This window comes from Herbiconiux sp. 11R-BC, from assembly GCF_049472555.1.
Lineage (GTDB): Bacteria > Actinomycetota > Actinomycetes > Actinomycetales > Microbacteriaceae > Herbiconiux.
Genome location: NZ_JBCEBO010000004.1, coordinates 268,966 through 291,091, shown reverse-complemented (window position 1 = coordinate 291,091; position 22,126 = coordinate 268,966). Strand labels below are relative to the sequence as shown.

General features: G+C 68.2%; 21 protein-coding genes and 1 tRNA gene. 9 read left to right on the top strand and 13 right to left on the bottom strand.

What is annotated here, in order from left to right; genetic code table 11:
- Nucleotides 1-25 precede the first annotated feature (25 nt).
- Nucleotides 26-1,795 carry a glycosyltransferase gene (locus tag VD659_RS12230; protein ID WP_423261347.1) on the top strand — a complete coding sequence of 590 codons (1,770 nt, stop codon included), beginning with the start codon at nt 26-28 and terminating at the stop codon, nt 1,793-1,795.
- A 17-nt stretch (nt 1,796-1,812) separates the two neighbouring features.
- On the opposite strand, the gene radA is transcribed toward VD659_RS12230, so the two are convergent.
- Nucleotides 1,813-3,135: a DNA repair protein RadA gene (gene radA, locus VD659_RS12225; protein WP_423261346.1), complete on the bottom strand. Its 1,323-nt coding sequence runs from the start codon at nt 3,133-3,135 to the stop codon at nt 1,813-1,815.
- 74 nt (nt 3,136-3,209) lie between these two features.
- Between radA and VD659_RS12220 the strand changes: the two genes are divergently transcribed.
- Nucleotides 3,210-3,611 (top strand): VOC family protein, encoded by a 402-nt coding sequence (locus VD659_RS12220; RefSeq protein ID WP_423261345.1) that lies wholly within the window; start codon nt 3,210-3,212, stop codon nt 3,609-3,611.
- Nucleotides 3,612-3,659: 48 nt separating this feature from the next.
- Here the strand turns inward: VD659_RS12220 and cydB are convergent, their stop codons facing one another.
- The 6 genes from cydB to VD659_RS12190 form a co-directional block, all read right to left on the bottom strand.
- Complete coding sequence (gene cydB / locus VD659_RS12215) at nt 3,660-4,670, bottom strand: cytochrome d ubiquinol oxidase subunit II (protein WP_423261344.1); 1,011 nt, start codon at nt 4,668-4,670, stop codon at nt 3,660-3,662.
- Between the two features lie 9 nt (nt 4,671-4,679).
- Nucleotides 4,680-6,098, bottom strand: a complete 1,419-nt coding sequence (locus tag VD659_RS12210) for a cytochrome ubiquinol oxidase subunit I (RefSeq protein WP_423261342.1) — start codon at nt 6,096-6,098, stop codon at nt 4,680-4,682.
- Nucleotides 6,099-6,182: 84 nt separating this feature from the next.
- Complete coding sequence (locus VD659_RS12205; protein ID WP_423261340.1) at nt 6,183-6,845, bottom strand: response regulator; 663 nt, start codon at nt 6,843-6,845, stop codon at nt 6,183-6,185.
- Nucleotides 6,842-8,842, bottom strand: coding sequence for a GAF domain-containing protein (locus VD659_RS12200; RefSeq protein WP_423261339.1), 2,001 nt, complete (start codon nt 8,840-8,842; stop codon nt 6,842-6,844). Before VD659_RS12200 ends, VD659_RS12205 begins: the two co-directional genes overlap by 4 nt.
- A gap of 50 nt (nt 8,843-8,892) precedes the next feature.
- Nucleotides 8,893-9,306, bottom strand: a complete 414-nt coding sequence (locus tag VD659_RS12195) for a hypothetical protein (protein WP_423261338.1) — start codon at nt 9,304-9,306, stop codon at nt 8,893-8,895.
- Between the two features lie 67 nt (nt 9,307-9,373).
- Nucleotides 9,374-10,150, bottom strand: a complete 777-nt coding sequence (locus VD659_RS12190) for a hypothetical protein (protein ID WP_423261337.1) — start codon at nt 10,148-10,150, stop codon at nt 9,374-9,376.
- A 122-nt stretch (nt 10,151-10,272) separates the two neighbouring features.
- On the opposite strand from VD659_RS12190, the gene VD659_RS12185 reads away from it, so the two are divergent.
- Together VD659_RS12185 and VD659_RS12180 are read left to right on the top strand one after the other, a co-directional pair.
- On the top strand, nt 10,273-10,683 hold the full coding sequence (locus tag VD659_RS12185) for a DUF6855 family protein (protein ID WP_423261336.1): 411 nt from the start codon (nt 10,273-10,275) through the stop codon (nt 10,681-10,683).
- A 138-nt stretch (nt 10,684-10,821) separates the two neighbouring features.
- Entirely contained in the window at nt 10,822-12,456 is a 1,635-nt protein-coding gene (locus VD659_RS12180) for a stealth conserved region 3 domain-containing protein (RefSeq protein ID WP_423261335.1), read from the top strand.
- Here VD659_RS12180 and VD659_RS12175 read toward each other — a convergent pair.
- Both VD659_RS12175 and VD659_RS12170 read right to left on the bottom strand, forming a co-directional pair.
- Nucleotides 12,392-13,336, bottom strand: coding sequence for a phosphodiesterase (locus tag VD659_RS12175; RefSeq protein ID WP_423261334.1), 945 nt, complete (start codon nt 13,334-13,336; stop codon nt 12,392-12,394). The two genes, VD659_RS12180 and VD659_RS12175, sit on opposite strands and share 65 nt — an antisense overlap.
- A 179-nt stretch (nt 13,337-13,515) precedes the next feature.
- Entirely contained in the window at nt 13,516-14,172 is a 657-nt protein-coding gene (locus VD659_RS12170) for a potassium channel family protein (RefSeq protein ID WP_423261333.1), read from the bottom strand.
- 60 nt (nt 14,173-14,232) lie between these two features.
- Here VD659_RS12170 and VD659_RS12165 point away from each other — a divergent pair, with 60 nt between their 5' ends.
- Nucleotides 14,233-15,141: an alpha/beta fold hydrolase gene (locus VD659_RS12165; RefSeq protein ID WP_423261331.1), complete on the top strand. Its 909-nt coding sequence runs from the start codon at nt 14,233-14,235 to the stop codon at nt 15,139-15,141.
- A 10-nt stretch (nt 15,142-15,151) separates the two neighbouring features.
- Here the strand turns inward: VD659_RS12165 and VD659_RS12160 are convergent, their stop codons facing one another.
- Nucleotides 15,152-15,898: a glycosyltransferase family 2 protein gene (locus VD659_RS12160; RefSeq protein WP_423261330.1), complete on the bottom strand. Its 747-nt coding sequence runs from the start codon at nt 15,896-15,898 to the stop codon at nt 15,152-15,154.
- 86 nt (nt 15,899-15,984) lie between these two features.
- On the opposite strand from VD659_RS12160, the gene VD659_RS12155 reads away from it, so the two are divergent.
- Nucleotides 15,985-16,074, top strand: a tRNA-Ser gene (locus VD659_RS12155).
- 34 nt (nt 16,075-16,108) lie between these two features.
- Here VD659_RS12155 and VD659_RS12150 read toward each other — a convergent pair.
- Together VD659_RS12150 and VD659_RS12145 are read right to left on the bottom strand one after the other, a co-directional pair.
- On the bottom strand, nt 16,109-17,287 hold the full coding sequence (locus VD659_RS12150) for an IS481 family transposase (protein ID WP_423261329.1): 1,179 nt from the start codon (nt 17,285-17,287) through the stop codon (nt 16,109-16,111).
- Nucleotides 17,288-17,469: 182 nt separating this feature from the next.
- Entirely contained in the window at nt 17,470-17,910 is a 441-nt protein-coding gene (locus tag VD659_RS12145; RefSeq protein WP_423261328.1) for a type II 3-dehydroquinate dehydratase, read from the bottom strand.
- Nucleotides 17,911-18,072: 162 nt separating this feature from the next.
- Here VD659_RS12145 and VD659_RS12140 point away from each other — a divergent pair, with 162 nt between their 5' ends.
- From VD659_RS12140 to VD659_RS12130, 3 genes are all read left to right on the top strand, one after another.
- A complete protein-coding gene (locus VD659_RS12140) occupies nt 18,073-18,552 on the top strand; it encodes a MarR family winged helix-turn-helix transcriptional regulator (protein WP_423261327.1) in 480 nt (159 codons plus the stop codon).
- A 315-nt stretch (nt 18,553-18,867) separates the two neighbouring features.
- A complete protein-coding gene (locus tag VD659_RS12135; RefSeq protein WP_423261326.1) occupies nt 18,868-20,229 on the top strand; it encodes an MFS transporter in 1,362 nt (453 codons plus the stop codon).
- Between the two features lie 21 nt (nt 20,230-20,250).
- The gene (locus VD659_RS12130) at nt 20,251-21,231 is read left to right on the top strand and encodes an ABC transporter substrate-binding protein (protein ID WP_423261325.1); all 981 of its coding nucleotides are present in this window, start codon (nt 20,251-20,253) and stop codon (nt 21,229-21,231) included.
- Between the two features lie 3 nt (nt 21,232-21,234).
- Here the strand turns inward: VD659_RS12130 and VD659_RS12125 are convergent, their stop codons facing one another.
- Nucleotides 21,235-22,026 (bottom strand): dienelactone hydrolase family protein, encoded by a 792-nt coding sequence (locus VD659_RS12125; RefSeq protein WP_423261324.1) that lies wholly within the window; start codon nt 22,024-22,026, stop codon nt 21,235-21,237.
- Nucleotides 22,027-22,126: the final 100 nt, after the last annotated feature.

Sequence of the window (22,126 nt, the reverse complement as noted above, 5' to 3'; positions counted from 1 at the left end):
CAGTCCCGCAGACGAGATGGAGACGGTGACGACCGTGCCCGACGACGCCCCGGCGACCGCCGCCGAGTCCGATCCTGCTCACTGGGTGGCCGGGCACTCCGCTTCACTCGAGCGGGCGGCACTCGCCGGCGCGGTCGAGGGGGAGCGCGCGGCGGCCGAGGCCCTGCGCGACGACGACGGCCGGCTGCTCGAGGCGGCCACCTACTGGGCGTCGATTCAGGATGCTCACCCCGCGTCGGCCCCGGACGGCACGCAGGCCGCGTTGCGCCGGTACGCCCGACGGGTGCTCGAGCTCGTGCCGGAGCGCGAGTGGCAGCGCCGCACCGAGGAGGAGCGCCTGCTGCTGCTCGACCTGGCTGACATCGCCTCAGGGCCGCGCGTCGGCGTTCTCGGTCCCTCGCTGGCCCGCCACCACGCCGAGCGTGCCGCTGCGGGCGGTGCCGCCGTTGCGGCGCCCGACGCCGACGCCGACGCCACGCCCGGCAGCGCCGCCACGCCGGGAGGCGAGACCGCTGTCGATCCGGGTGCGCTCGCGCACGAAAGTCTCCCGCATCGCGTGCTGGCTGCGCTGCGGCACCCGTTCGGTGGTCGGCCTGACGTGCTTCCGCGCACGGTGATCGCGTTTCCGTACTACCCGAACAATCCGTTCCAGTCGATCGTCTACGGCGACCTCGGGCCCGACTTCGCACTCGTGGCCCCCGGCACCGTGGCAGAACTGTTCGCCGAGCTGGCCGCCACGGACACCGCCGGGGGCACCGCCGCGCACACAACCCAGGTGCACCGCGCGAGCACCGACGCGGCCGACAGCGCCGCCGCCGGCAGAGCCGTCACCGCCGAGCCTGCGGCGAGCGACGGAACGGCCGCCACCGGCGGGAACGGCGCGACCGAGCGCATCCTGCACCTCAACTGGACCGCCCCGATCGTGCAGTATGCCGCCGAGACTGCGGAGGAGGCCGAGGCCGCCGTTGACGCCTTCCTCGCCGCCCTCGACGACTTCATCACGCGCGGAGGCACCCTCGTCTGGACAGTGCACAACACGCTGCCGCACGAGCTGCGCTTCCGCGAGGCCGAGCTGCGCCTCTCGCGCGGCATCGTGCAGCGCGCCGCCCTCGTGATCACTCTCAACCCGCAGACGAGCGCCCTCGTGGCCGGCGACTACCCGCTGCCGGAGGCGAAGACGGTGGTGCAGCCGCACCCGAGCTACCGTGGACTCTTCGCCGACACGGTCGATCGCGACGAGGCCCGCCGGATGCTCGGCATCGCCCCCGGTGCCGAGGTGCTGTTGCTCTTCGGCACGATCCGCCCCTACAAGGGTGTCGAGCGTGTGCTCGACGACGTGATGCGGGCCCGCGCCCGCCGGCCGGACCTGGTGCTGCTCGTGGCGGGCGAGATCGGCCCCGGTTTCACCGATGACGAGCTGCGCGCGCTGTTCGACTTCGAGGGCGTGAAACCGTTCCTGCGCTACGTGCCCTCCGACGACACGCAGTACTGGTTCCGCTCCGCCGACGCCGTGCTGCTGCCCTACCGGGCCGCGTTGAACCCGAGCCTGGTGTATCTCGCGGCGACCTTCGGGGTGCCGGTGCTGCTGTCGGCTCTGCCCTCGCTCGGCTATCTGTTCGAGGAGCCGTGGGTGCATCCCGTCGACTTCGAGGAGCCCGTCGACCTCGTGACCGCCCTCGACGGCATCGCGGCGGAGGGCCCGGAGGCAAGGGCCGCCGCGCGCGACTTCGCCGCCCGTACCGCCCCTGCCCTCGCGGCTGCCCGCTTCGTTGACGCCCTTCGCGCCCTTCCCTGAACCCGTGAGGGTGCGACCTAGCCGAAGGCCCGGCCGAGTGCCCGCACGAGCTGCTGCACCTCGTCGTCGATGATGCGCGTGAAGCCCAGCCGGCGCGCTTCGGATGCCCGCACCCGGCTCGACGAGACCGGCCGCACTTCGCCCGCGAGGCTGATCTCGCCGAACGCCGCCAGGTCGTGGGGCAGCGGACGGTCGTTCGCGGCGGAGGCGAGCGCCAGCGCGATGGCCAGGTCGGCCCCAGGCTCGGTGAGCTTCACGCCGCCGACGGTGGACACGTAGACGTCTTGCTCGCTGAGCTTGATGCGGGCCCGTCGTTCGAGCACGGCGAGGATCATCGCCACCCGCGAGGAGTCGACCCCGTTGGTGACCCGGCGCGGGTTGGGGGAGGGTGTCGACACCACGAGCGCCTGCACCTCCACGGGGAGCGCGCGACGGCCCTCGAGCGCCACGGTCACGCAGGTGCCCGACACCGCATCCGACCCCCGGGAGAGGAACAGCCCGCTCGGGTCGGGCACCTCGGCGATGCCGTCGGCCGTCATCTCGAAGCAGCCCACCTCGTCGGTCGGCCCGAAGCGGTTCTTGAGCGCACGCACGAAGCGCAGGGAGGTCTGCCGGTCGCCCTCGAACTGGCACACCACGTCGACGAGGTGTTCCAGCACCCGGGGCCCGGCGATCGAGCCGTCTTTCGTGACATGCCCCACGAGCAGCACGGGCAGCGAGCGCTCCTTGGCCACGCGGATGAGCGAGGAGGCCACCTCGCGCACCTGCGTGGGGGAACCGGCGGCACTGTCGAGAGACGATGAGGAGACCGTCTGCACGGAGTCGACGATGACGAGATGCGGCTGCACCGCGTCGATCTGCCCGAGCACGGTCGCGAGATCGGTCTCGGCCGCGAGCATGAGGGTGGGGGAGAGGGAGTGCGTGCGCTCGGCGCGGAGCTTGACCTGCGACACCGACTCCTCGGCCGAGACGTAGAGCACGCGCAGGTGCTCCTCGGCGGCCTTCGCGGCCACTTCGAGCAGCAGGGTCGACTTGCCGACGCCGGGCTCACCCGAGAGCAGGATCGCGGCGCCCGGCACGAGCCCGCCGCCGAGCACGCGGTCGAACTCGCCGATGCCCGTGGCCCAGTGCGAGGCCACGTCGGAGGAGATCTCGGTGATCGGCCGGGCGATGCGCGCCGCGTCGAGGACCGTCGCCTTCACTGCGCGGCTGATGCCCTCGTTCTCGGCTGCCGAGACCACGGTGCCCCACGATTGGCACTCCCCGCAGCGGCCCACCCACTTCGCCGTCTGCCAGCCGCACTCGGTGCAGCGGTACGCGGTGGAGGATCTGGTGGCCATGGGATTCAGCGTAGAGCCGGCCGCCGACATCCGGGCTTCTTTACACAGGCCGCCGGCCGCACGAGACTGAACGCATGGCCGACAACATCTTCGTGAACCTGCCCGTGAAAGACCTCGACGCCTCCAAGGCCTTCTTCGAGGCGCTGGGCTACACCATCAACCCGCAGTTCACCGACGAGAACGCGTCGTGCGTCGTGCTCAGCGACACCATCTACGTCATGCTGCTGACGCATCCGTTCTACGCGACCTTCACCTCGAAGCAGATCGCGGATGCGACCACGGTGAGCGAGGTGCGGAACGCCATCGGCCTCGGCAGCCGCGAGGCGGTCGACGAGATCCTCGAGAAGGCGCTCGCCGCGGGGGCGACGGAGCCGAAGGCCGCCCAGGACTACGGCTTCATGTACAGCCGTGGCTTCGAAGACCTCGACGGTCACCACTGGGACTTCCTCTGGATGGACCCGACGCACGTCCAGTAGCCCCGAAGGGCCGGCCGGACGCGCACTCCCCGCACGCCCGGCCGGGGTCTAGTGCGCCGCCTCGGCGGCGGTGATGTGCGCCCGGGTGACGCGCTTGCGGAACACCCAGTACGTCCAGCCCTGGTACACCAGCACGAGCGGGATCGCGCAGAGGGCCACCCAGCTCATCACGGTGAGCGTGTAGGGCGTGCTCGAGGCGTTGGCGATGGTGAGCGAGTTGGCGGGGTCGTTCGACGCCGGCATCACGTTCGGGAAGAGCGCCATGAACAGGCTCAGCACGGCGAGGCCGATGGTGGCGGCGGTGAGCCCGAAGGCGAGCCGGTCGGCTCCGCGCACCGTCGAGAGCACCGAAGCGATCAGCACCACCGCGGCCAGCGCGGCGAGGATCCAGGATGCGACGCCGCCGAAGGCGAGGTTCGTCCAGACCAGGAACACCGCGGCCACCACGATGGTGAGCACGCCCGCCCGCACGGCCAGCTTGCGTGCCCTCTCGCGCAGCTCGCCCTCGGTCTTCAAGGCCACGAAGACGACTCCGTGGGTGAAGAAGAGCAGCAGCGTGGTGAGGCCGCCGAGCAGGCCGTAGGGGTTCAGCAGGTCGAAGAGGGTGCCCGTGTAGTTGTGGCCCGCATCCAGCGGCACGCCCTGCACGATGTTCGCGAAAGCCACGCCCCAGAGCAGGGCGGGCACGGCCGAGCCGACCACGATCATCCCGTCGAACCAGGCCTTCCAGCGCGAGCTCGAGCCCTGGTGGCGGTACTCGAACGAGACGCCGCGCACGATGAGGGCGAGCAGGATGAGCAACAGCGCCAGGTAGAAGCCGCTGAACAGGGTGGCGTACCACTCGGGGAAGGCGGCGAAGAGGGCGGCGCCGGCCACGATCACCCAGGTCTCGTTGAGATCCCAGACCGGGCCGATGGTGTTGATGAGCACGCGGCGGTCGGTGTCGTCCTTGCCGAGGAAGGGCAAGGACATGCCGACGCCGAAGTCGAAGCCGTCGAGCACGAAGTAGCCGACGAAGAAGAAGCCGACGATGAAGAACCAGAGAGTGGGAAGATCCATCGGAGTCTCCTAGTAGACCGTGGTGGTGACGACGGGGCGGCTTGCGGTGTCATCCGGAGTGTCCGGCTCGATCGGCTCGGGCCCCTTCTGCGCGGTGCGCTTGATGAGGCCGAACTCCACCACGGCGAGGGCGCCGTAGATGGCGGTGAAGGCGATGAGCGAGATGAGCACCTCGGTGCCCGTGACGCCGGGGGAGACCGCATCCTGGGTCTTCAGCAGGCTGAAGACGATCCAGGGCTGCCGGCCCATCTCGGTGAAGATCCAGCCCACGATCATCGCGGCCAGCGGCAGCGGGAAGGTCCAGATCGCCACGCGGTAGAGCCAGCGGCGCTTGGGCTCGCGGCCCTTGCGGGTGATCCAGAGGCCGGCGACCGACATGAGGATCGACACCAGGCCGAGGCCGATCATCCAGCGGAACGACCAGTAGGTGATCCAGATGGTGGGCGTGTAGTCGCCGGGGCCGTAGAGCTGCACGTACTGCGCCTGCAGCTCGTTGATGCCCTCCACGGTGCCGGTGAAGGTGTGCGTCGAGAGGAACGAGAGCAGGTAGGGGATGCGGATGCTGAACAGCTCGTTCACCCCGTCGGGTGTGCCGAGCGTGAAGATCGAGAACGAGGCATCCGCCCCGGTCGAGGTGTGGTACAGCGCCTCGGCCGCCGCCATCTTCATGGGCTGCGTCTGCACCATGGCGAGCCCGAGCTGGTCGCCGGTGAGGATGGTCAGGATGCCGGCGCCCACCATCGTCCACATGCTGAACTTCAGCAGCGGGCGCATGGTCTCGAGGTGCTGGTTGCGGTAGAGGTGGTAGCAGGCCACCGCGATGAGGAGCCCGGCGCTCACCATGAAGCAGGCGGCGATGGTGTGCGGGAAGGCGGCGAGGGCCACCTTGTTGGTGACGACCGCCCAGATGTCGGTGAGCTCGGCGCGGCCGCGGGCCGCGTTCAGCTCGTAGCCCACGGGGTTCTGCATGAAGGCGTTCGCGGCGATGATGAAGAACGCCGAGAGCACGGTGGCGACGGCGGTGATCCAGATGGTGGCGAGGTGCAGCTTCTTCGGCAGCTTGTCCCAGCCGAAGATCCACAGCCCGATGAAGGTGGCCTCGAGGAAGAAGGCGAGCAACCCCTCCATCGCGAGCGGGGCACCGAAGACGTCGCCGACGAAGCGCGAGTAGTCCGACCAGTTCATGCCGAACTGGAACTCCTGAACGATGCCGGTCACGACGCCCATGGCGAAGTTGATCAGGAAGAGCTTGCCCACGAAACGCGTGATCTGCAGGTACTTCGCCTTGCCCGTGCGCACCCAGGCGGTCTGGAAGACGGCCGTGACGGTGACCATGCCGATCGTCAGCGGGATGAACAGGAAGTGGTAGATGGTCGTGAGACCGAACTGCCACCGCGAGAGCAGGAGTGGATCGAGGAAATCGTTCACGAGCACGATGCTCCCGTGGGGCGGGAGCGCTCGACAGGGCCGAAGGTCCCGTGGGCCGCGGCGCATCCCGCCGCCGACGCGGAGCTAGTTCGGGCGGCGGTGCTCGAGCTCGAACACGGCGGCCTGCGTGCGGCGCTCGAGGCCGAGCTTCGACAGCAGTGAGGAGACGTAGTTCTTCACCGTCTTCTCGGCGAGCGAGAGCTGCTCGCCGATCTGCCGGTTCGTCATCCCGTCGGCGATGAGCGCGAGGATCTGGCGTTCGCGGAGGCCGAGCGACGCGAACCGGGGGTCGGTCTCGCCGGAGCGGGCGCGCATCCGCTCGGCCACCCGGCGGGTGAGCGCCGGGTCCATCAGCGAACGGCCGGAGGCGACCGCGCGCACGGAGTCCGCCAGCCGCGTGCCGCGCACGTCTTTCAGCACGTACCCGGATGCGCCGGCCACGACCGCGGCGAGCAGGGCGTCGTCGTCGTCGTAGGCCGTGAGCATCAGGCACCGCAGCCCGTTCGGTGTGCCGGGGCCGGCTCCGCCGGGGCGCGAGAGCAGCTGCCGGCAGAGGTCGATGCCGCTGCCGTCGGGCAGCCGCACGTCGAGCAGGGCGACGTCGGGGGCGGTGGCCTGGATGCGGCCGAGCGCCTCGCCCGCGGAGCCCGCCTCGCCCACCACCTCGATGTCGGGTTCGGCGCCGAGCAGCTCGGCGACGCCGCGGCGCACGATCTCGTGGTCGTCCACCAGGAACAGCCGGATCATCGTGACTCCTCGTCGTCGAATTCGGGGAAGGGAACGCTCCAGCGCACCGAGGTGCGGCCGGGCGCCGAGTCGACGGTGAGCGAGCCCTCCCGGCGCACCGCCCGCTGCTCGAGGTTGCGCAGGCCGCTGCGCCGGCCGCCGTTCTCGCCGGCCGGCAGCAGGCCGATGCCGTCGTCGGCCACCGTCACCACCACCCGCCCGTCGGCGGCCGTCACGTCGAGCGACACCCGGGTGGCCGAGGCGTGCTTCACCACGTTCGTGACGCACTCGCGCACCACCGCGGCGACGTCGTCGGCGAGCCCGCCCGTCACCACGAGGTCGACCGGCCCGGTGAAGCTCACGGCCGGCCGGCGCACGAGGGCGGCCGAGGCCTGATCGGTGAGGTCGAGCAGGCGCCGGCGCGTGGTCGGCTGCTCCTCGCTGCCGGAGGACTCGAGGGCGAAGATGACGGTGCGGATCTGCGCGATGCTGTCGTCGATCTGGGTCACCGCGGTGGAGATGGTGTCGGCGGCGGCCTCGGTGTCCGGTTCCTCGCCGGCGCCGAGCCGGCGCACGAGGGCCTGCAGCTGCATCCCGGTTCCGAACAGCTGCTGCACGACGTGGTCGTGCAGGTCACGCGAGATGCGGCTGCGGTCCTCGACCAGCAGCATCCGCTGGTGGTCCTCGCGGGCCTGCGCCACCTCGAAGGCGAGGCCGGCGCGGCCGGCGAGGTCGTCGGCGATCTCCTGCTCGGCGGCGGTGAACTGCCGCGCTCCGGGCGCGCGGGCGATCACGATCACGCCCCAGGTGGTTCCGGATGCGCTGAGCGGCACCGCGAGCAGCGGCCCGCTCCGGCGGTCGTCGTGGAGCGCCATCGGCTCGGGGGCCTCGGCGGCGAAGGCCATCTGCTCGTCGTCCGGCGCGGAGACGGCTTCGCCGGGCAGCGCGTGGCGGTGCGCGGCGCCGGGCTGAGGGGAGGTGGCCGGGTGCGGGGAGGCGTCGGCAGGCTGGTCCGTGTCGGGCTGCTGGTGCGTGCGGCGGGGCGGGGTCGACTGGCCGTGGCCGTGCTCGTCTCCGATCGCCGCGGCATGCCGTCCGAACAGCACCGGCCCGGCCGCGCGCGACACACCGTGCGCGAGCACCTCGGCGGCGGCCGTTCCGGATGCGCGCAGCTCGCCGTCCCCGTCTGCGCTGCTTCCCGTGGCGCCGGCCCCGGACGCGCCCTCCCGGCCGGCCTGCTCGGCGCTCGCCGCCACCTGCAGCAGCTCCGGGTCGGGCGTCGGCAGCACCACCGCGACCCGGCCGGCGCCGGCCAGCCGGAGCACCTGCGCGGTGAGCGCCTCGAGGCCCGCGTCACGCCCGGCGGACAGGATCACCGAGGAGATCTCGGCGGAGGCCGTCATCCAGCTCTCGCGCATGCGCGCCTCCGCGAACAGGCGGGCGTTCTCGACGGCCGAGCCGGCGGTGGCGGCGAGGGCGGAGACGAGCTGCTCGTCCTCGGCCGAGAAGGCGCCGCCACGCTGGTTGGTGAGGTAGAGGTTGCCGAACACGGTGTCGCGCACGCGGATCGGCACGCCGAGGAAGCTGTCCATCTCGGGATGCCCGGCCGGGAAGCCCGAGGAGCGTCCGTCGGCCGAGAGGTGCGTGAGACGGATCGGATGGGGGTCGGCGATGAGTGCGCCGAGCAGACCGTGCCCCTCGGGGAGCTCGCCGATGGTGTCCTTCTGCTGTGGCGTCATCCCGACGTAGATGAACTCCTCGAGCCCGCCGCCCTGCGGTGCGATCACGCCGATGGCGCCGTACTCGGCGTCGACCAGCTCCACGGCCGCGTCGACGATGCGCTGCAGCACCACGGGCAGGTCGAGCTCCTCGGCCACCACCTGGGTGGCGCGCAGCAGGGCGCGCAGGCGGCCCTGCGTGGTCATGACGTCACCGGCCCGCTCGACGAGTTCGCGCAGCGCCCGGTCGAGTTCGGAGCGCGGGCCGTCGGGGAACGAGAGAGGATCGCTGTCGGCCAACGGATCCTCCTCGGGCGGCGCGGGCACGTCGGGTGCGCGTCACCTCAACTCTAGCCACGCCGTGCCGGGGCGGGGCTGAGGACGCCGAGCTGCACCAGCACCAGCGCGAGCTGCAGGAGGCCGGTGGCGAAATACAGCGTCTGCAAGAAGGAGTAGCCCGGGAGGAGCGCCACTTCGACGTGGATCCAGATGACGATGCCGAAGCCGGCCACGACCGAGGCCACGAGCGCGAAGCGCTGATGACGCCACTGCAGCACGAGGGCGAGGAGCTGGGTGCCGCCCACCACGACGAGCAGCACGAGGCCCGGAACGAGGTAGGAGTCGAAGGCCGTGCCGTCGAGCCACGACACGGGCGCGCCCATCCCGTTCGTGGCGATCAATCCGATGCCGCCTCCGATCGCGGAGAGCGCGTTGAAGGCGGCGACGACGAGGAGCGCGACACTGCTGGACCGGCGGGTGCTCATGCTCCGACGGTAGGCGTGCCGGAGGCCCGGCCTCAGGGCCGAAAGTCCCGCGGAACGAGCGCCGGGATCAGGCTTCCGGGTCGACCGGCCCGTGGTCGGCCTTGCCCTTGGCGGCCAGGATGGCGGCGCGCTCGGCGAGGCGGCGGCGCACCTGGGCTTGCGCCTCCTCCACGAAGGCGGGGTCCAGCGGCAGGCTCGCGGAGTGCGGGTTGCCGTGGTACTTCTCGATGTAGGCGTCGAGGGCGGGCCCCGATTCCCACGAGGTGATGAGGCAGTAGCGGGGCTCCGGACCCTTCTGCCACACGGCGTGCCAGAAGCGCTGGGTGTCGACGATGAGCTGCGCGCCGGCCGGCAGCGCGATGCGCACCTCGGTCTCGGGGTCGAAGCGGTCTTCCCGCAGGATGATGCAGGAGTCCTTGTCGTCGGAGAGGTTGAAGAAGCCGCGCACGATCCAGCCGGTGCCGTCGGGGTTCAGACGGTTGTTGTCGTCCTGGTGCAGGTTGTAGAGCGCCTCGGCGTAGTCGTTGGGCTGCAGCTCGATCACGCGGCAGCGGCCGATGTTGGCGCCGGGCTCCTCGGCCCGCGCCTTGAGGTGCGGCGCCTTGGCGACGTTCGCCTCCACCCACACGCCGTCCTTGTCGGTGCGCGGCGGGGTGTGGTTCCAGAACCCGTTGCACTCCATCTCGCCGAATGCGCTCGCGAGCGGGGCGAATCGCGTGTCGCCCGACGACTTCCAGTCGACGTACTCGAGGTCGAGCCACTCCTTCGGGTCGGCCTCCTGGTCGTACCGGTCGAGAACGACGTAGCCGGTCTCCTCGAAGGCCTGGGAACGGATGTAGCTCATCGCGAAATGAACCCTTTCGGTCAGAAGGCAAGCGCGTTTTCCATGCCCTACTTAGGCAAGGCTAACACGCGGGCATTCGCGGATCGCTAGGGTCTTTGGTCCTCAGGGAGGACAATGCGGCTATGACCACCGGAACCCCCGCCGAGCCCTGGGAGCTGAAGACGCCCCCCGGCTCCTCCGCCTACACGATGCACCGCGACGACACCGTCGACCCGCCCATCCTGGTCTGCCAGGTCGGCTCCACGAAACTCACCTACCAGGCGCGCGCCATCGACGATCTGCATGCCTGGCTGAAGACGCAGACCGAGAACGACGGATGGGTGCCGCTTGGCGCCGCCGACGAGCAGAAGCCCGCCCCGGCCGGTTCGGTGGAGGCCTGGGGGCGCTCCGAGGACAACCCGGTCGGCGGCTGGTACGGCCTGCGCAAGGGCTACCGCGGCCGTTTCGGCATGTACCTGCCGCCGCTGCTCGAAGAGCTCGGCCTCGCCGAACTCACCCACGACCCCCGGAACAACCGGATGCGCGCCCTCTGAGGAGTGCGGCATCCGGTGGTCACCCGTCCGGGTGACATCGGCGTAAAATAGGGGTACTGGACCCTCGACTGGCGACGACGGCAGGAGCACGAGCACCACCAGCACCCCACCCACGCAGCACCCCACGAGGAGGCGACTTTGAGCGATGACGTGTCAGGAGCCCCACACCTCGAATCGGTGCTGCGCGTCGCCACGGCGCATCCCATCGCCCTCGATCGCGACGACCTCGTGCTGCGCAAGGGGCAGCTGACCCTTCTCAACGGCCACGCCACGCCGCGCGAGTCGATGATCGAAGACCTCTTCTTCATCGCGGATGCCCTCGACGGCGCCCACGTGCGCTTCCTGCTCGTGCGCGGCAACGACGAGCGGCCCGTCATCGCGGTGCGCTGGGCCGACCGCAAGCGCGCCAAGGCGGCGCTGTTCGAGGCCATGGCGAGCGAGCCGTTCTACGCCAAGGCGCCCGGCGCGCCCGCTCTTCTCGTGGCCGACGGCAAGCTGACGCGCGACCCGAAGGCGCGCGTGGTGCGGCTCTACCGCCCCCGCATCGAGCCCATCGGCCGCCTGCGTTACGGAGCCGAATCGGCCGTGCAGCTGGAGTTCTGGCGCGAGGACGGCGACGTCGTCGAAGCGCCTCTCGAGAACTCGCTCACCCGCCGCACCATCCCGCGCGAGGAGATGGTGGAGACCACCGTCGACCTCTATGGCCGCACCTGGACCACGCTCGAGGGCATGTTCCACGAGCTGGCCAGCGACATCGGCTTCGAGATCGACATGGTGTTCTCCTGGGTCGACGGCACCGCGATCGAGTTCCAGCGGGCACGGGCCAAGCGCATGGCGAGCTACGTGGTGGGGGAGGGCGACGACTCCGAGGCGCGCTACCGCCAGATCGACGAGCTGAAGTACGCCCTGCGGAGCGTCTACCTGTTCGCTCCGTGGGTTCGTCGCATCTTCATCGCCACCGACTCCCCGCGGCCCGCCTGGCTGGCCGACGACCCGCGGGTCACCATCATGCCGAGCGAGGCGTTCTTCAAGAACCTCGGAGACCTCCCCACGCACAACTCGCACGCCGTCGAGGCGCAGCTGCACCGCATCCCCGACCTCTCGGAGCACTTCCTGTACTCCAACGACGACATGTTCTTCGGCCGGCCGGTGCGACCCGACCTGTTCTTCTCGCCGGGTGGCATCAGCAAGTTCGTCGAGGCCTCCACGCGCATCGGGCTCGGCCCGAACGCGCTGCATCGCAGCGGTTTCGAGAACGCCGCCCGGGTGAACCGCGAGCTGCTGCAGCAGCGCTTCGGCCGGGTCACCACCCGCCACCTGGAGCACTGCGCGGCACCGTTGCGCAAGAGCGTGCTGTTCGAGATGGAGCAGCAGTTCCCGGCCGAGTTCGCGCGCACCGCGGCGAGCCCGTTCCGCTCGGCCACCGACATCTCGGTGACGAACTCGTTCTACCACTACTACGCGCTGATGACCGGCCGGGCCGTGGTGCAGACGGATGCGAAGGTCAAGTACATCGAGACCACGCTGAAGTCCGCGCTCAAAGAGATGGACGTGCTGCTCAAGAAGCGCTCGATGGACATGTTCTGCCTCAACGACGGCTCGAAGCCCGAGATCGGCGTGGAGGAGCGCACGACCGCGGTCATCGCGTTCCTCGAGCGTTACTTCCCGTTCCCGGCGCCGTGGGAGAAGCCGGTGGCCGAGAGCGGCGTCACACGCCCGTCGGCAGCAGGATCGGCATCGTCATCGGCGGCTCAGGAGAGACCCGCGGGCTGACGGCGTCGGCGATCACGATCCCGTCGGCCGCGAGGCGGCGACGGGTCTCCTCGGCCGTGATGTAGTCGAGGGTGGGGTAGGTGCCGACCGGCACCACCGAATGCAGCACCGTGTTCTCGTACACGTGCACGAGGTTGAACGCCTGGGCGCCGGCGCGGCCCTTGGTGCCGCCCGTCTCCACGTTGAGGTCCTGCGTGTAGCAGGTGGCGCTCGCGACCGAGACCGGGATGCCGGCGAAGGTCGCGTTGGTGGAGTAGTGCAGGTGCCCGGCGATGATGGAGCGCACGTCGGAGCCCTCGAGCACCTCGGCGAGGTTCTTCTGATCGCGCAGCTCGACGGCCACGGCGAGGTCGAGCACGCTCGGCACCGGCGGGTGGTGGAGCGCGAGGATGGTGCCGTGCGGAGCGGGGAAGGCCAGCTCCTCGGCGAGCCAGTCGAGCTGATCGCCCGTGATCTCGCCATAGTGGTGGCCGGGAACGGTGGAGTCGAGCGTGATCACGCGCAGGCCGTTGACGTCGTAGACGCGGTCGACGGCGCGGTCGGTCGGCACCTCGCCGAACAGGCCCTCGCGGAACGAGGCGCGATCGTCGTGGTTGCCCATCACCCAGATCACCTGGGCGCCGAGCCGCGCGGCGGCCGGCTCGACGATGGCGCGGAGCCGGGCGTAGGCATCCGGTTCGCCCTTGTCGGCCAGGTCGCCGGTGAAGATGATGGCCTCTGGACGGCCCCCGGATGCCTCCAGCTCGGCGAACACCTCGCGCAGGTGGCTCTCGCTGTCGACGGTGTCGTAGAGCTTTCCGCCTCCCGCCAGCAGGTGCGTGTCGCTGAGGTGCAGGAGGAAGTGGTTCGGCCTCGGGTACTCGGCCGTTCGGTTACTCACAGGAGTTCCATTCGGGTGAGGTGCGGGCCTCAGGGGTTGCGACCCGTCCGTGGTGCTGGTTCGACCCAATCACGCGAATCTGAACGGGAGGCGAACTTCCGCCCGCGAGTCGGGCTGAAGATCGAGTCTGAACCCACCTGGGGGCGATCGACACCCCCACTTCGAGGGTCAGGACGGGATCAGTGCTCGGCCCGGTCGTGTCGCGGGCGCCCGATCTTCTCGTTGAGGAAGGACACGATCGTGGCCGTGGCCACGCCCAGGATGGCGACCCCGCCGAACATCAGCACCACCGCGATCACCCGGCCGAGGATGGTGACGGGCGTGTAGTCGCCGTAGCCCACGGTGGTCATGGTCACGCAGGCCCACCACACGGCGTCGCCGAAGCTCACGATCGTGGCGCCCGGCGCATCCCGTTCGGCGGCGTACTCGGCGAGCGAGAGGGAGTAGATGAAGAGCACCACGAAGAGGGCCGCGTAGATGATGATCGTGAAGCGCACCGCGTTGCCGCTGCTGCGACGGAAGTAGGGGATGTCCCGTAGCCGCGTGAGCAGGAGGAACGGGCGGAACACGGGTACGAGCACCGAGAGCAGCACGATCGGCGTCGAGCGCACGAACGCCCACTTGTGGGCGGCGAGGCTCAGCCGCACGACGTAGTCGGCGGCGAAGCTCAGCCAGACCACGAAGATCACCACGTTGAGCGCGGCCGTTCCGGCGGGGTCCATCTGCGGCGTGAGGATCTGCACCGAGTACGCGACGATGAACACCACTGAGAGCACGACCAGCGGGATCGACGTCGCGGTCTCCCATGCGATGCGTCGTGCGTCGTCCTGCGCCATGCGGCCTCCCTGGGGGTCAGGATGCCACGGTTCGCGGGCGCGGCGGGGTAAGTTGGGGGCGTGTTGGACCCGGCTACGGAGGCGAAGCGACTGGCCGTCAGCCGCGACGAGAACCTTCCTGACATCGACTGGGTGACTCCGCCCGAGGGGGCCGTCACCTCGCTCTTCCGCGCGCCGAGCGGCGAGCTCGCGACGGTGTCGCTCGGCGACCCGGCGCATCCGCGGGTCGTGCTCGTCGCCGGGGCGACCGGGTCGAAAGAGGACTTCCACTTCATCATGCCGGTGCTCGCCGAGGCGGGCTACTACGTGCAGAGCTACGACCTCGCCGGGCAGTTCGAGTCGCACGCGGCAGGGCCGTGGAACCTGTCGCCGCCGCAGCCGCACTACACGCTCGAGCTCTTCGTCGACGACATGGTGGCGTTCCTGTCGGCGGGGTCGACGCCCGTGCATCTGCTCGGCTATTCGTTCGCGGGGGTGGTGGCCGAGGCCGCGGTGGTGGCGCATCCGGAGCTCGTGTCGAGCCTCACTCTGCTCGGAACGCCGCCCGACCCGGGGCAGAGCTTCGCCGGAGTGAGCCGCATCGGCGCCATCTCGAGGTTCGCCTCACCAGGAGTCGCCGCGACGCTCATGCGCTGGGGCGTGGTGAGCAACGTGCTGCACGTGAAGCCGGGCAGGCTGGCGTTCGTGCGTGATCGCTTCCAGCTCACCCGGCGCGACTCGCACCGCGACATCATGGACATCATGATGCACGCGCCCGACTTCGAACAGGCGCTGGCGGCGGCGACCTTGCCCAAGGCCGTGGCGGTGGGCGAGCACGACCTGTGGCCGCTGGGCCGGCACCGGCGTTTCGCCCAGGCGATCGGGGCGTCGATCAGCGTCTACCGCACGGGTCACAGTCCGTGTGAGGATGCGCCCTACGAGCTCTCGGGCGACCTGCTGGCGCTCTTCGCCAAGGCCGAGGGCCGGTAAGCCCGCACCCTCACCGGGCGGCGCGACGAGCGGTCGCCCGCCGGCGAGACCAGCGCTGCCATGGCCACTGGCCGGGCAGGTTCACGCCGATCGTGCGGAACGCCCAGCCGAGGCGGCGCAGGAAGCCGCGCGGGGAGTGGAACGGCCGCCCCGAGATGGGCATCACCAGCGTCGGGTCGTACTCCACGCTCATGTCGGGCAGCAGGTGGTAGCTGATGTCGAGGTCGTCGTGCACACGGCGGTCGGTGCGGTGCACGGTGTCGCGGATGCGCAGCCAGGCGTCACGGCGCATCGCGAAGTTGGAGCCGAACAGGGGCGCATGGCCGAGGAAGAGCGTCATCCAGGTCACGTAGCCGCCGAGGTAGAAGGTGCGGCCGGCCCACGCGCCCGCGCTCGAGATGCCGTAGAAGGCGCCGGGGCCGGTGTAGGCGGTGGGCGCGTCCGGTTTCAGGAAGGCGCGCTCGACCCGCTCGAGCCAGTCTGCGGGCGGCGCCGAGTCGGCGTCGATGCGGGCGAGGATGACCCCGGTCGCCGCGTCGAAGCCGGCCGCGGTCGCGCGCAGGATGCCCTGCACCGGTTCGCTCAGCACGCGGGCGCCGTGCGCCCTGGCCACCGCTGCCGTGTCGTCGGTGCTGCCGTTGTCGACCACGATCACCTCGTCGGGGCGGCGGGTCTGCGCATCCAGGCACTCGAGGGCGCGCTCCAGGAACCGGGCGTCGTCACGCGCCGGGATCACCACGGAGAGGGAGATGGACACAGGGCAAGCCTAGGTACTCCGAGCGTGGCGGGTGGCTGCACCGGCTCGATTGGCGAGGCGGGCCGTGCTCGCGTACACTCATCTGCGGTACCGTGTCCGAGCGGCCGAAGGTGCAACTCTCGAAAAGTTGTGTGGGGGAGACTCCACCGTGGGTTCAAATCCCACCGGTACCGCCACTGTCTTGTCTCAAGACATAGGAAACCTCCGAACCTATTGGTTCGGGGGTTTTTCTGTTTTCTGGGGCTGGTAGTCGTGTGTCGGGTCGATGGTGAGTTGTCGTAGGAGTTCGCCGGTGGTGGCGTTGATGACGGTGACGTCGTGGTCGTCGACGAGCATGAGGACGTGGGTTCCGGCGTGGGTTCGGCCGATGCCGATGTGGTGGAGTCTGCTGGCCAGCCGGAGGGTGACGGAGCCGGTCTTGTCGATTCGGTCGTGGCGGATCCGGGAGTGGCTGTCGGGGCTGGGGGCGGCTTTGGGGAGTGCCTGGTAGCGGGCTGCGGGTGTGGCATGGTGTGGCAGCGAGCGGTGCGGCCGGCGGTTGTTGTATTCGTCGGCGAAGAGGTCGAGGAGGTGCTGTAGCTGCTCGATGTTGTCGGGCTGGTCGGGGCGGGCGCGGAGCCAGTTCTTCATGGTCTGCTGGAACCTCTCGACCTTGCCCTGGGTCTGGGGGTGGTTCGGGCTGCCGTTGCGCTGGTCGATGCCGAGCTCGCGCAGTTCGTTCTCGAACGCGTTGCGGCCGCCGCGGCGGCCGTGTCCGGCGAGGCGGACGGTGAAGACCATGCCGTTGTCGGTGAGGGTGGAGGCGGGGATCCCGTGGACTCGGGCGGCGGCGCGGAAGGCGGTGAGGATCGCGGAGGTGGTGACGCTGGGGTGGGCAGTGATGCCGACTGCGTATCGGGTGCAGTCGTCGAGGAAGGTGAGGATCTCGGTGTCGGTGCCGTCGGCGAGGCGGTAGTGGGTGAAGTCGGATTGCCAGGTCTCGTTGGGCAGGGCTGCCTCGAATCGGATCCAGGAGGAGCGGGGGCGCTTCTGCGGCTGCGGGGTGATGGCCCCGGCGCGGCGGAGGGTGCGCCAGATCGTGGCCGGCGACACGGCTGTGTCGTGGTGGTGTTGGAGGTGCCAGGCGATGGTGTGGGCGCCGGAGTCCAGGCCCTCTGCGGTGAGCTGGTCGCGGAGGGCGAGGATGCGGGTGCGGGTCTCGTCGCTGATTGCCGTGGGGCTGGTGCGGGGCTTGCGTGAGTGAGGTTCGAAGGCCGCCGCTCCTTCGAGTCGGTAGCGGGCGACGAGCTTGGAGACCCAGCTCTTGGAGACCGCGTACTCGCGGGCGACCTCGGACTGCGGGCGGCCCTGGATGAGGACGGCGGTGATTATCAGACGCGCTTTCGACACCCACCGAGACTGGCCCGGAGTTTCCTATGTCGTGAGACACCCGTTTCCTATGTCCTGAAACCAGACACCACCGGTACCGCCACAGATGAACCCCCTACTTCTCTTTGTCTAAGCGGAAGTCAGGGGGTTTCGTCGCTCTCGGGTCGGTCGCGTGAGCGATGCACGGGTTCCGCCCGACCCGCTCACTCCGCGGACCGGATGCGGTCGGCCAGTCCTTCGATCGCGGCGACGTACCCTTTCCATCCGAGACCGCAGACATACACTGCGGAGTTGTCGCGGAAGACGTCGGGCATGTCGGCTCCGCGGTGGCTGTACGGCTGCGAGATGTGCACGACGCCATAGGGAACTCCGCACTCGGCCAGCGCATCGGCGAGACTCTTGCCGTAGGTGGTGAGGCCGGCCGGGTTCACGACGACGGCATCGGCAGTATCGAGCAGATCGTAGAGTCTGTCGATGAGGTCGCCTTCGTGATTCGACTGGTATTGCGTGACGCGGACGCTCAGCTCCGAGGCCCGAGTCTTAATCCGCGCCTCGATTTCGGGAAGAGTGTCCGTGCCGTACTGGCTGACCGGTCGCTTGCCCAGGCGATTGAGGTTGGGCCCGTTGAGCACCACGATGTGCATTTCAGCTCCCTGGCTAAATAATTCCGTTAACTGAACGTATGGTGATTCGATCACCGTGTCAACGCTTCGAATCGAAACGCTCGATCGGGTCTGTGGGGGGTCGATCTCGGGGGCGTCCCTGAGATATTCAGTACACGTTGCACCCTCACTTAGACTTCCTCCATGGATTCTCAGCAGGGCGATATCGACGAGCAAGGACAGCTGGATCGCTCCCCGTTGCCTGACATGTACGGCCAGGCGGGACATTGGGTGCGCCGGGCGCATCAAGTGCACAATTCCTTGTGGACCACGCTCGTGTCGGCTGCGGTCACCCCGTCGCAGTTCTCGACACTCTCTGCGCTTGCCGATCATCCGAACATCGACCAGAACGCCATTTCGCGGGCCACGTCGCTCGATACCTCGACGATCGGCGCAATCGTGAACAGGCTCATCCAACGCGGATGGATAGAGGTCAGCAAGGATCCGTCGGACCTCCGACGCAATCTCTTGACGCTGAGCCCGGCCGGCGAAGACGAGTTCCGGCTCATTGCCCAGAAGGCTGCACGGATGACCGATGTGTTCGTTCAACCCTTGGCCGGCCCGGAGCAACGGGAACTGGTGCGGATTCTGAAGCTGCTGGTCGAGGCGGGGGAGCAGCGATAGGGGCAATCCAGGAGGCCCTCGCGAGCGCAACTGTTCCGTTGACGGAGAAATTCCACGAAAACTATTGTGTCGACGGAATGGTTTGCGTATTCTCGCTTCTGCACAGAGAAATGCGCCGTGATCGGCGGACGCGGGACAGGACCAAGCTCTCCTCCCGGGTTCGTAGAAGGCGGCACCTCACGCAAGTCGGAGGGGCCGAGCGTTAGCCGCGCTCGGCCCCTCTCGTGCAGGTACCTCAAGCGAGATGCCAACACGCTCAGATTCAACCGATCAGACGGGGAGACCCGATCTTTCACTTGACAATGGAGTCAGCACATGAGTACTTCTTCCCCCTCCAGTGCCGTGCGAGCGAATAGGCAACTCCGCCTCGCCGTGTTCTCGGGCTTCTTCGGAAGTGTCCTTGAGTTCTACGATTTCTTCCTGTACGCCACCGCATCCGCGCTCGTTTTCAATGTGGTGTTCTTCCCTGACCTGAACCCGGTCGTCGGCACGATAGCTTCCTTCGGAACCCTCGCGGCGGGCTACTTCGCACGGCCGCTGGGCGGAATCATCTTCGGTCACTTCGGCGACAAGCTCGGTCGCAAGCGCATTCTTGTCTGGACGATGAGCCTGATGGCCGGGTCCAGCATCCTGATCGGGCTACTCCCAGGAGCAGCTCAAATCGGCGTCCTCGCACCGCTGGTCTTGACGTCTCTCCGAGTCGTGCAAGGTATCGCGATCGGGGGTGAATGGGCCGGTTCGGCCCTCGTCTCTGCAGAGCATGCGACGTCGCGCCGCGGGCTCTGGGCCAGCTTCACGCAGGCCGGCGCCCCGACAGGTTCGGTCTTCTCCACCGCGGTGCTCGCGCTGGTGTCGGCGCTCACCACCCAGGAGCAATTCTTGTCCTGGGGCTGGAGAATTCCGTTCCTGTTCAGTGTCGTGCTGCTGATCGGCGGCTTGGTCATCCGTCTGAAGGTTCAGGAGACCCCGGTCTTCCTCGCCGCGATGAAGGATGCGCCGAAGCGTCGTTTCCCCCTTGTCGACGTGCTGCGATACGAGTGGCGACCTCTGCTGCTCGTCCTGGGAGTGTCGATCGCCGGGTCGGTCTGTTCGGTCGTACTGACGACATTCGTGCTCTCGTACGCCACTACGCGAGGGTTCGAACGTCAAGAAGTATTGAACGTGCTCTTGCTGTCGTCGTTCATCACTGCGATCTTCATGGTGTTCTACGGGTCACTCTCCGATCGCCTGGGCCGACGGCCGGTGATGATTGCGGGAGCGATCGGTCTGATCGTGATGTCGTTCGTGCTGTTCCCTGTCATCGATACCGGATCTGTTGTTGCGTTGGCCCTCATCCTCCCGGTGAACCAGGCGCTCGTGCACGCGGCTCTCGCAGGACCTCAGCCTGCGTTCGTCACCGAGCAGTTCAGTACTGCGGCGCGCTTCACCGGTGCATCGGTCAGTTACCAGACGGCCGGCATCTTCGGAGGGCTGACGCCGCTCGTCTTCGCCTCGGTTCTTCAGGGCAATGGAGGCACGAGTACGCTCCCGTTGTCACTGATCATGTCTGCAACCTGTGTGGTCGCGCTGGTCTGCCTCCTGATCCTGAAGGAGTCCAGCCGAAAGAGTCTTGGGCGACGTGATGATCTCGACCAATCAGAGCCCGCAGAGCCGGCGATGGGCGAGGCCTCCGTATAGTTCGACAGCCAAGGATTTCTGATGAAAGCACTGACGCTTGCTTGTGGGAGCTACGACCGGACCGCCGCGCTCGCGAACGGAGGAGTGAGGCCGGAAGGCATTGATCTGACCGTATTGACGCTCCCGGTGGAGGAGATCTTCTACCGGACCGCGAAATACGCGGAATTCGACATCTCTGAAATGAGCTTGTCTTCTTACCTGCTCACGCTCGACCGTCAGGCGGAGTTCGTTGCGATACCGGTCTTTCCGTCTCGTTCGTTTCGTCATAACGGCGTCTATGTGCGAACTGACGGTGGAATCGACAGCGTCGAGCAACTCGTCGGTGCGACAGTGGGAGTGCCCGAATATCAAGTCACCGCGGCCGTCTGGATTCGCGGAATCCTGCAGGAGCACCACGGCGTGCCGGTGCGATCCGTCAAGTATCGGATCGGTGGGCTCTACGATGCCGGGAGGACTGAAAAGCTGGCGATCAATCCTCCCGGCATCGACCTGGCCCCGGTGGGCCGAAAGGCAACGCTCGGCCAGCTTCTGATCGACGGAGAGCTGGATGCGATCTACTCTCCCCGCATTCCGCCCGAATACGCGGCGGGAGACCGGCGCATCCGTCGACTCTGGGCCGACTCGAAAGCGGTAGAGGCTTCCTATTTCCGTGAGACAGGCATCTTTCCGATAATGCACACCGTGGTCATCCGTCGAGATGTGTACGAGCGTGATCGCTGGATCGCCCGCTCGATCATGAAGGCGTTCCAAGCCTCGAAAGCCTCAGCCGAGCGGCATCTGCGGGAGACTGCTGCGTTGAGTTCGATGTTGCCGTGGAGCTATCAGGAAGCGGAGTCGACCTTCGCGCTCATGGGTTCTGATTTCTGGCAGTACGGTCTCGAAGAGAATCAGAGCACCCTCGAGACCCTGATCCAGTACTCGGTCGACCAGGGGCTCGCATCGCGGGCGCGAGCCCCCGAGGAGCTCTTCGCGCCCGAGACCTCGTCGGCTTTCGTCATTTGAGCGCTATTCCGACGGAGCCAATCTCTCATCCAGAAACGCCGTGAACTGACCCCAGCTGCGCTGATCCGCGATCGGGCGGAACCGGTCGCTTCCCGGGACCGTGAACGCGTGCGGTGCGCCCCCGTGCAGGGCCACTTGCCAGTCGACCTCGGGGTGCGCCCGAAGCGTATCGAGAAAACGCATGAGGGCGTCGTCCGGAACCAGATCGTCCGAGCCCCCGGCAACGATCAGCAGAGGAACGGCGATTGTTCCGAAGCACCCGGGGTCGGGGGAGATGAGATTGCCGTGAAAGGAGACCACCCCGGCCACGGGGGTGCCTGTCCTCGCGAACTCCAACGCTGCTGTGCCTCCGAAGCAGTAACCGGCGACGACGATCTTGCTGAGGTCGACGCCGAGGTCATGAACAAGCACATCCAACCCTGCGAGGACTCGCCGGCGAAGCCGGGGGAGGTCTGAGTAGTGCTTTGCCGCTTCGGCGGCCGCGTCTGCCGGAGCCGTCGGACGAATTCCCGCCCCGTAAAGGTCGGCGGCGAACGCCACGTAGCCGAGTCGTGCCAGCATCCGGGCGCGCATCTGAACATTGGGGCCGACCCCCGTCCACGCATGCAGAAGCAGAATGCCCTTCCGAGGACCGGTCACAGCGACATCTGTCGCGACGAAGCCTTCGAATTGCGTACCGTCGCGTTCGTAAGGAACGCGTGCGGTTCGAATGGCGGCGCCGTCGGGCAGAGGCTGCCGGCAGATCAGTTCCTCGAAGGTTTGGGGTAACGCGCCTTCACTCGACAGTTCGATCATCCGTGCTCTCCCGATGAAGTCCGTTGACATTCCGTTGACGGAATAATATCGTCTTCTCCAGATAATCCGTTAACGGACTAATTGTGCCGCTGATCAAAGA

What these genes read in the sequence shown, in the direction of transcription:
- VD659_RS12145 (WP_423261328.1), bottom strand. Translation starts at nt 17,910, where the DNA reads ATGCACATCGTGGTGCTCAACGGGCCCAACCTCAATCGCCTGGGCAAG.
- cydB (WP_423261344.1), bottom strand. Translation starts at nt 4,670, where the DNA reads ATGGATCTTCCCACTCTCTGGTTCTTCATCGTCGGCTTCTTCTTCGTC.
- VD659_RS12205 (WP_423261340.1), bottom strand. Translation starts at nt 6,845, where the DNA reads ATGATCCGGCTGTTCCTGGTGGACGACCACGAGATCGTGCGCCGCGGC.
- VD659_RS12195 (WP_423261338.1), bottom strand. Translation starts at nt 9,306, where the DNA reads ATGAGCACCCGCCGGTCCAGCAGTGTCGCGCTCCTCGTCGTCGCCGCC.
- VD659_RS12185 (WP_423261336.1), top strand. Translation starts at nt 10,273, where the DNA reads ATGACCACCGGAACCCCCGCCGAGCCCTGGGAGCTGAAGACGCCCCCC.
- VD659_RS12170 (WP_423261333.1), bottom strand. Translation starts at nt 14,172, where the DNA reads ATGGCGCAGGACGACGCACGACGCATCGCATGGGAGACCGCGACGTCG.
- radA (WP_423261346.1), bottom strand. Translation starts at nt 3,135, where the DNA reads ATGGCCACCAGATCCTCCACCGCGTACCGCTGCACCGAGTGCGGCTGG.
- VD659_RS12130 (WP_423261325.1), top strand. Translation starts at nt 20,251, where the DNA reads ATGAAAGCACTGACGCTTGCTTGTGGGAGCTACGACCGGACCGCCGCG.
- VD659_RS12135 (WP_423261326.1), top strand. Translation starts at nt 18,868, where the DNA reads ATGAGTACTTCTTCCCCCTCCAGTGCCGTGCGAGCGAATAGGCAACTC.
- VD659_RS12140 (WP_423261327.1), top strand. Translation starts at nt 18,073, where the DNA reads ATGGATTCTCAGCAGGGCGATATCGACGAGCAAGGACAGCTGGATCGC.
- VD659_RS12125 (WP_423261324.1), bottom strand. Translation starts at nt 22,026, where the DNA reads ATGATCGAACTGTCGAGTGAAGGCGCGTTACCCCAAACCTTCGAGGAA.
- VD659_RS12190 (WP_423261337.1), bottom strand. Translation starts at nt 10,150, where the DNA reads ATGAGCTACATCCGTTCCCAGGCCTTCGAGGAGACCGGCTACGTCGTT.
- VD659_RS12220 (WP_423261345.1), top strand. Translation starts at nt 3,210, where the DNA reads ATGGCCGACAACATCTTCGTGAACCTGCCCGTGAAAGACCTCGACGCC.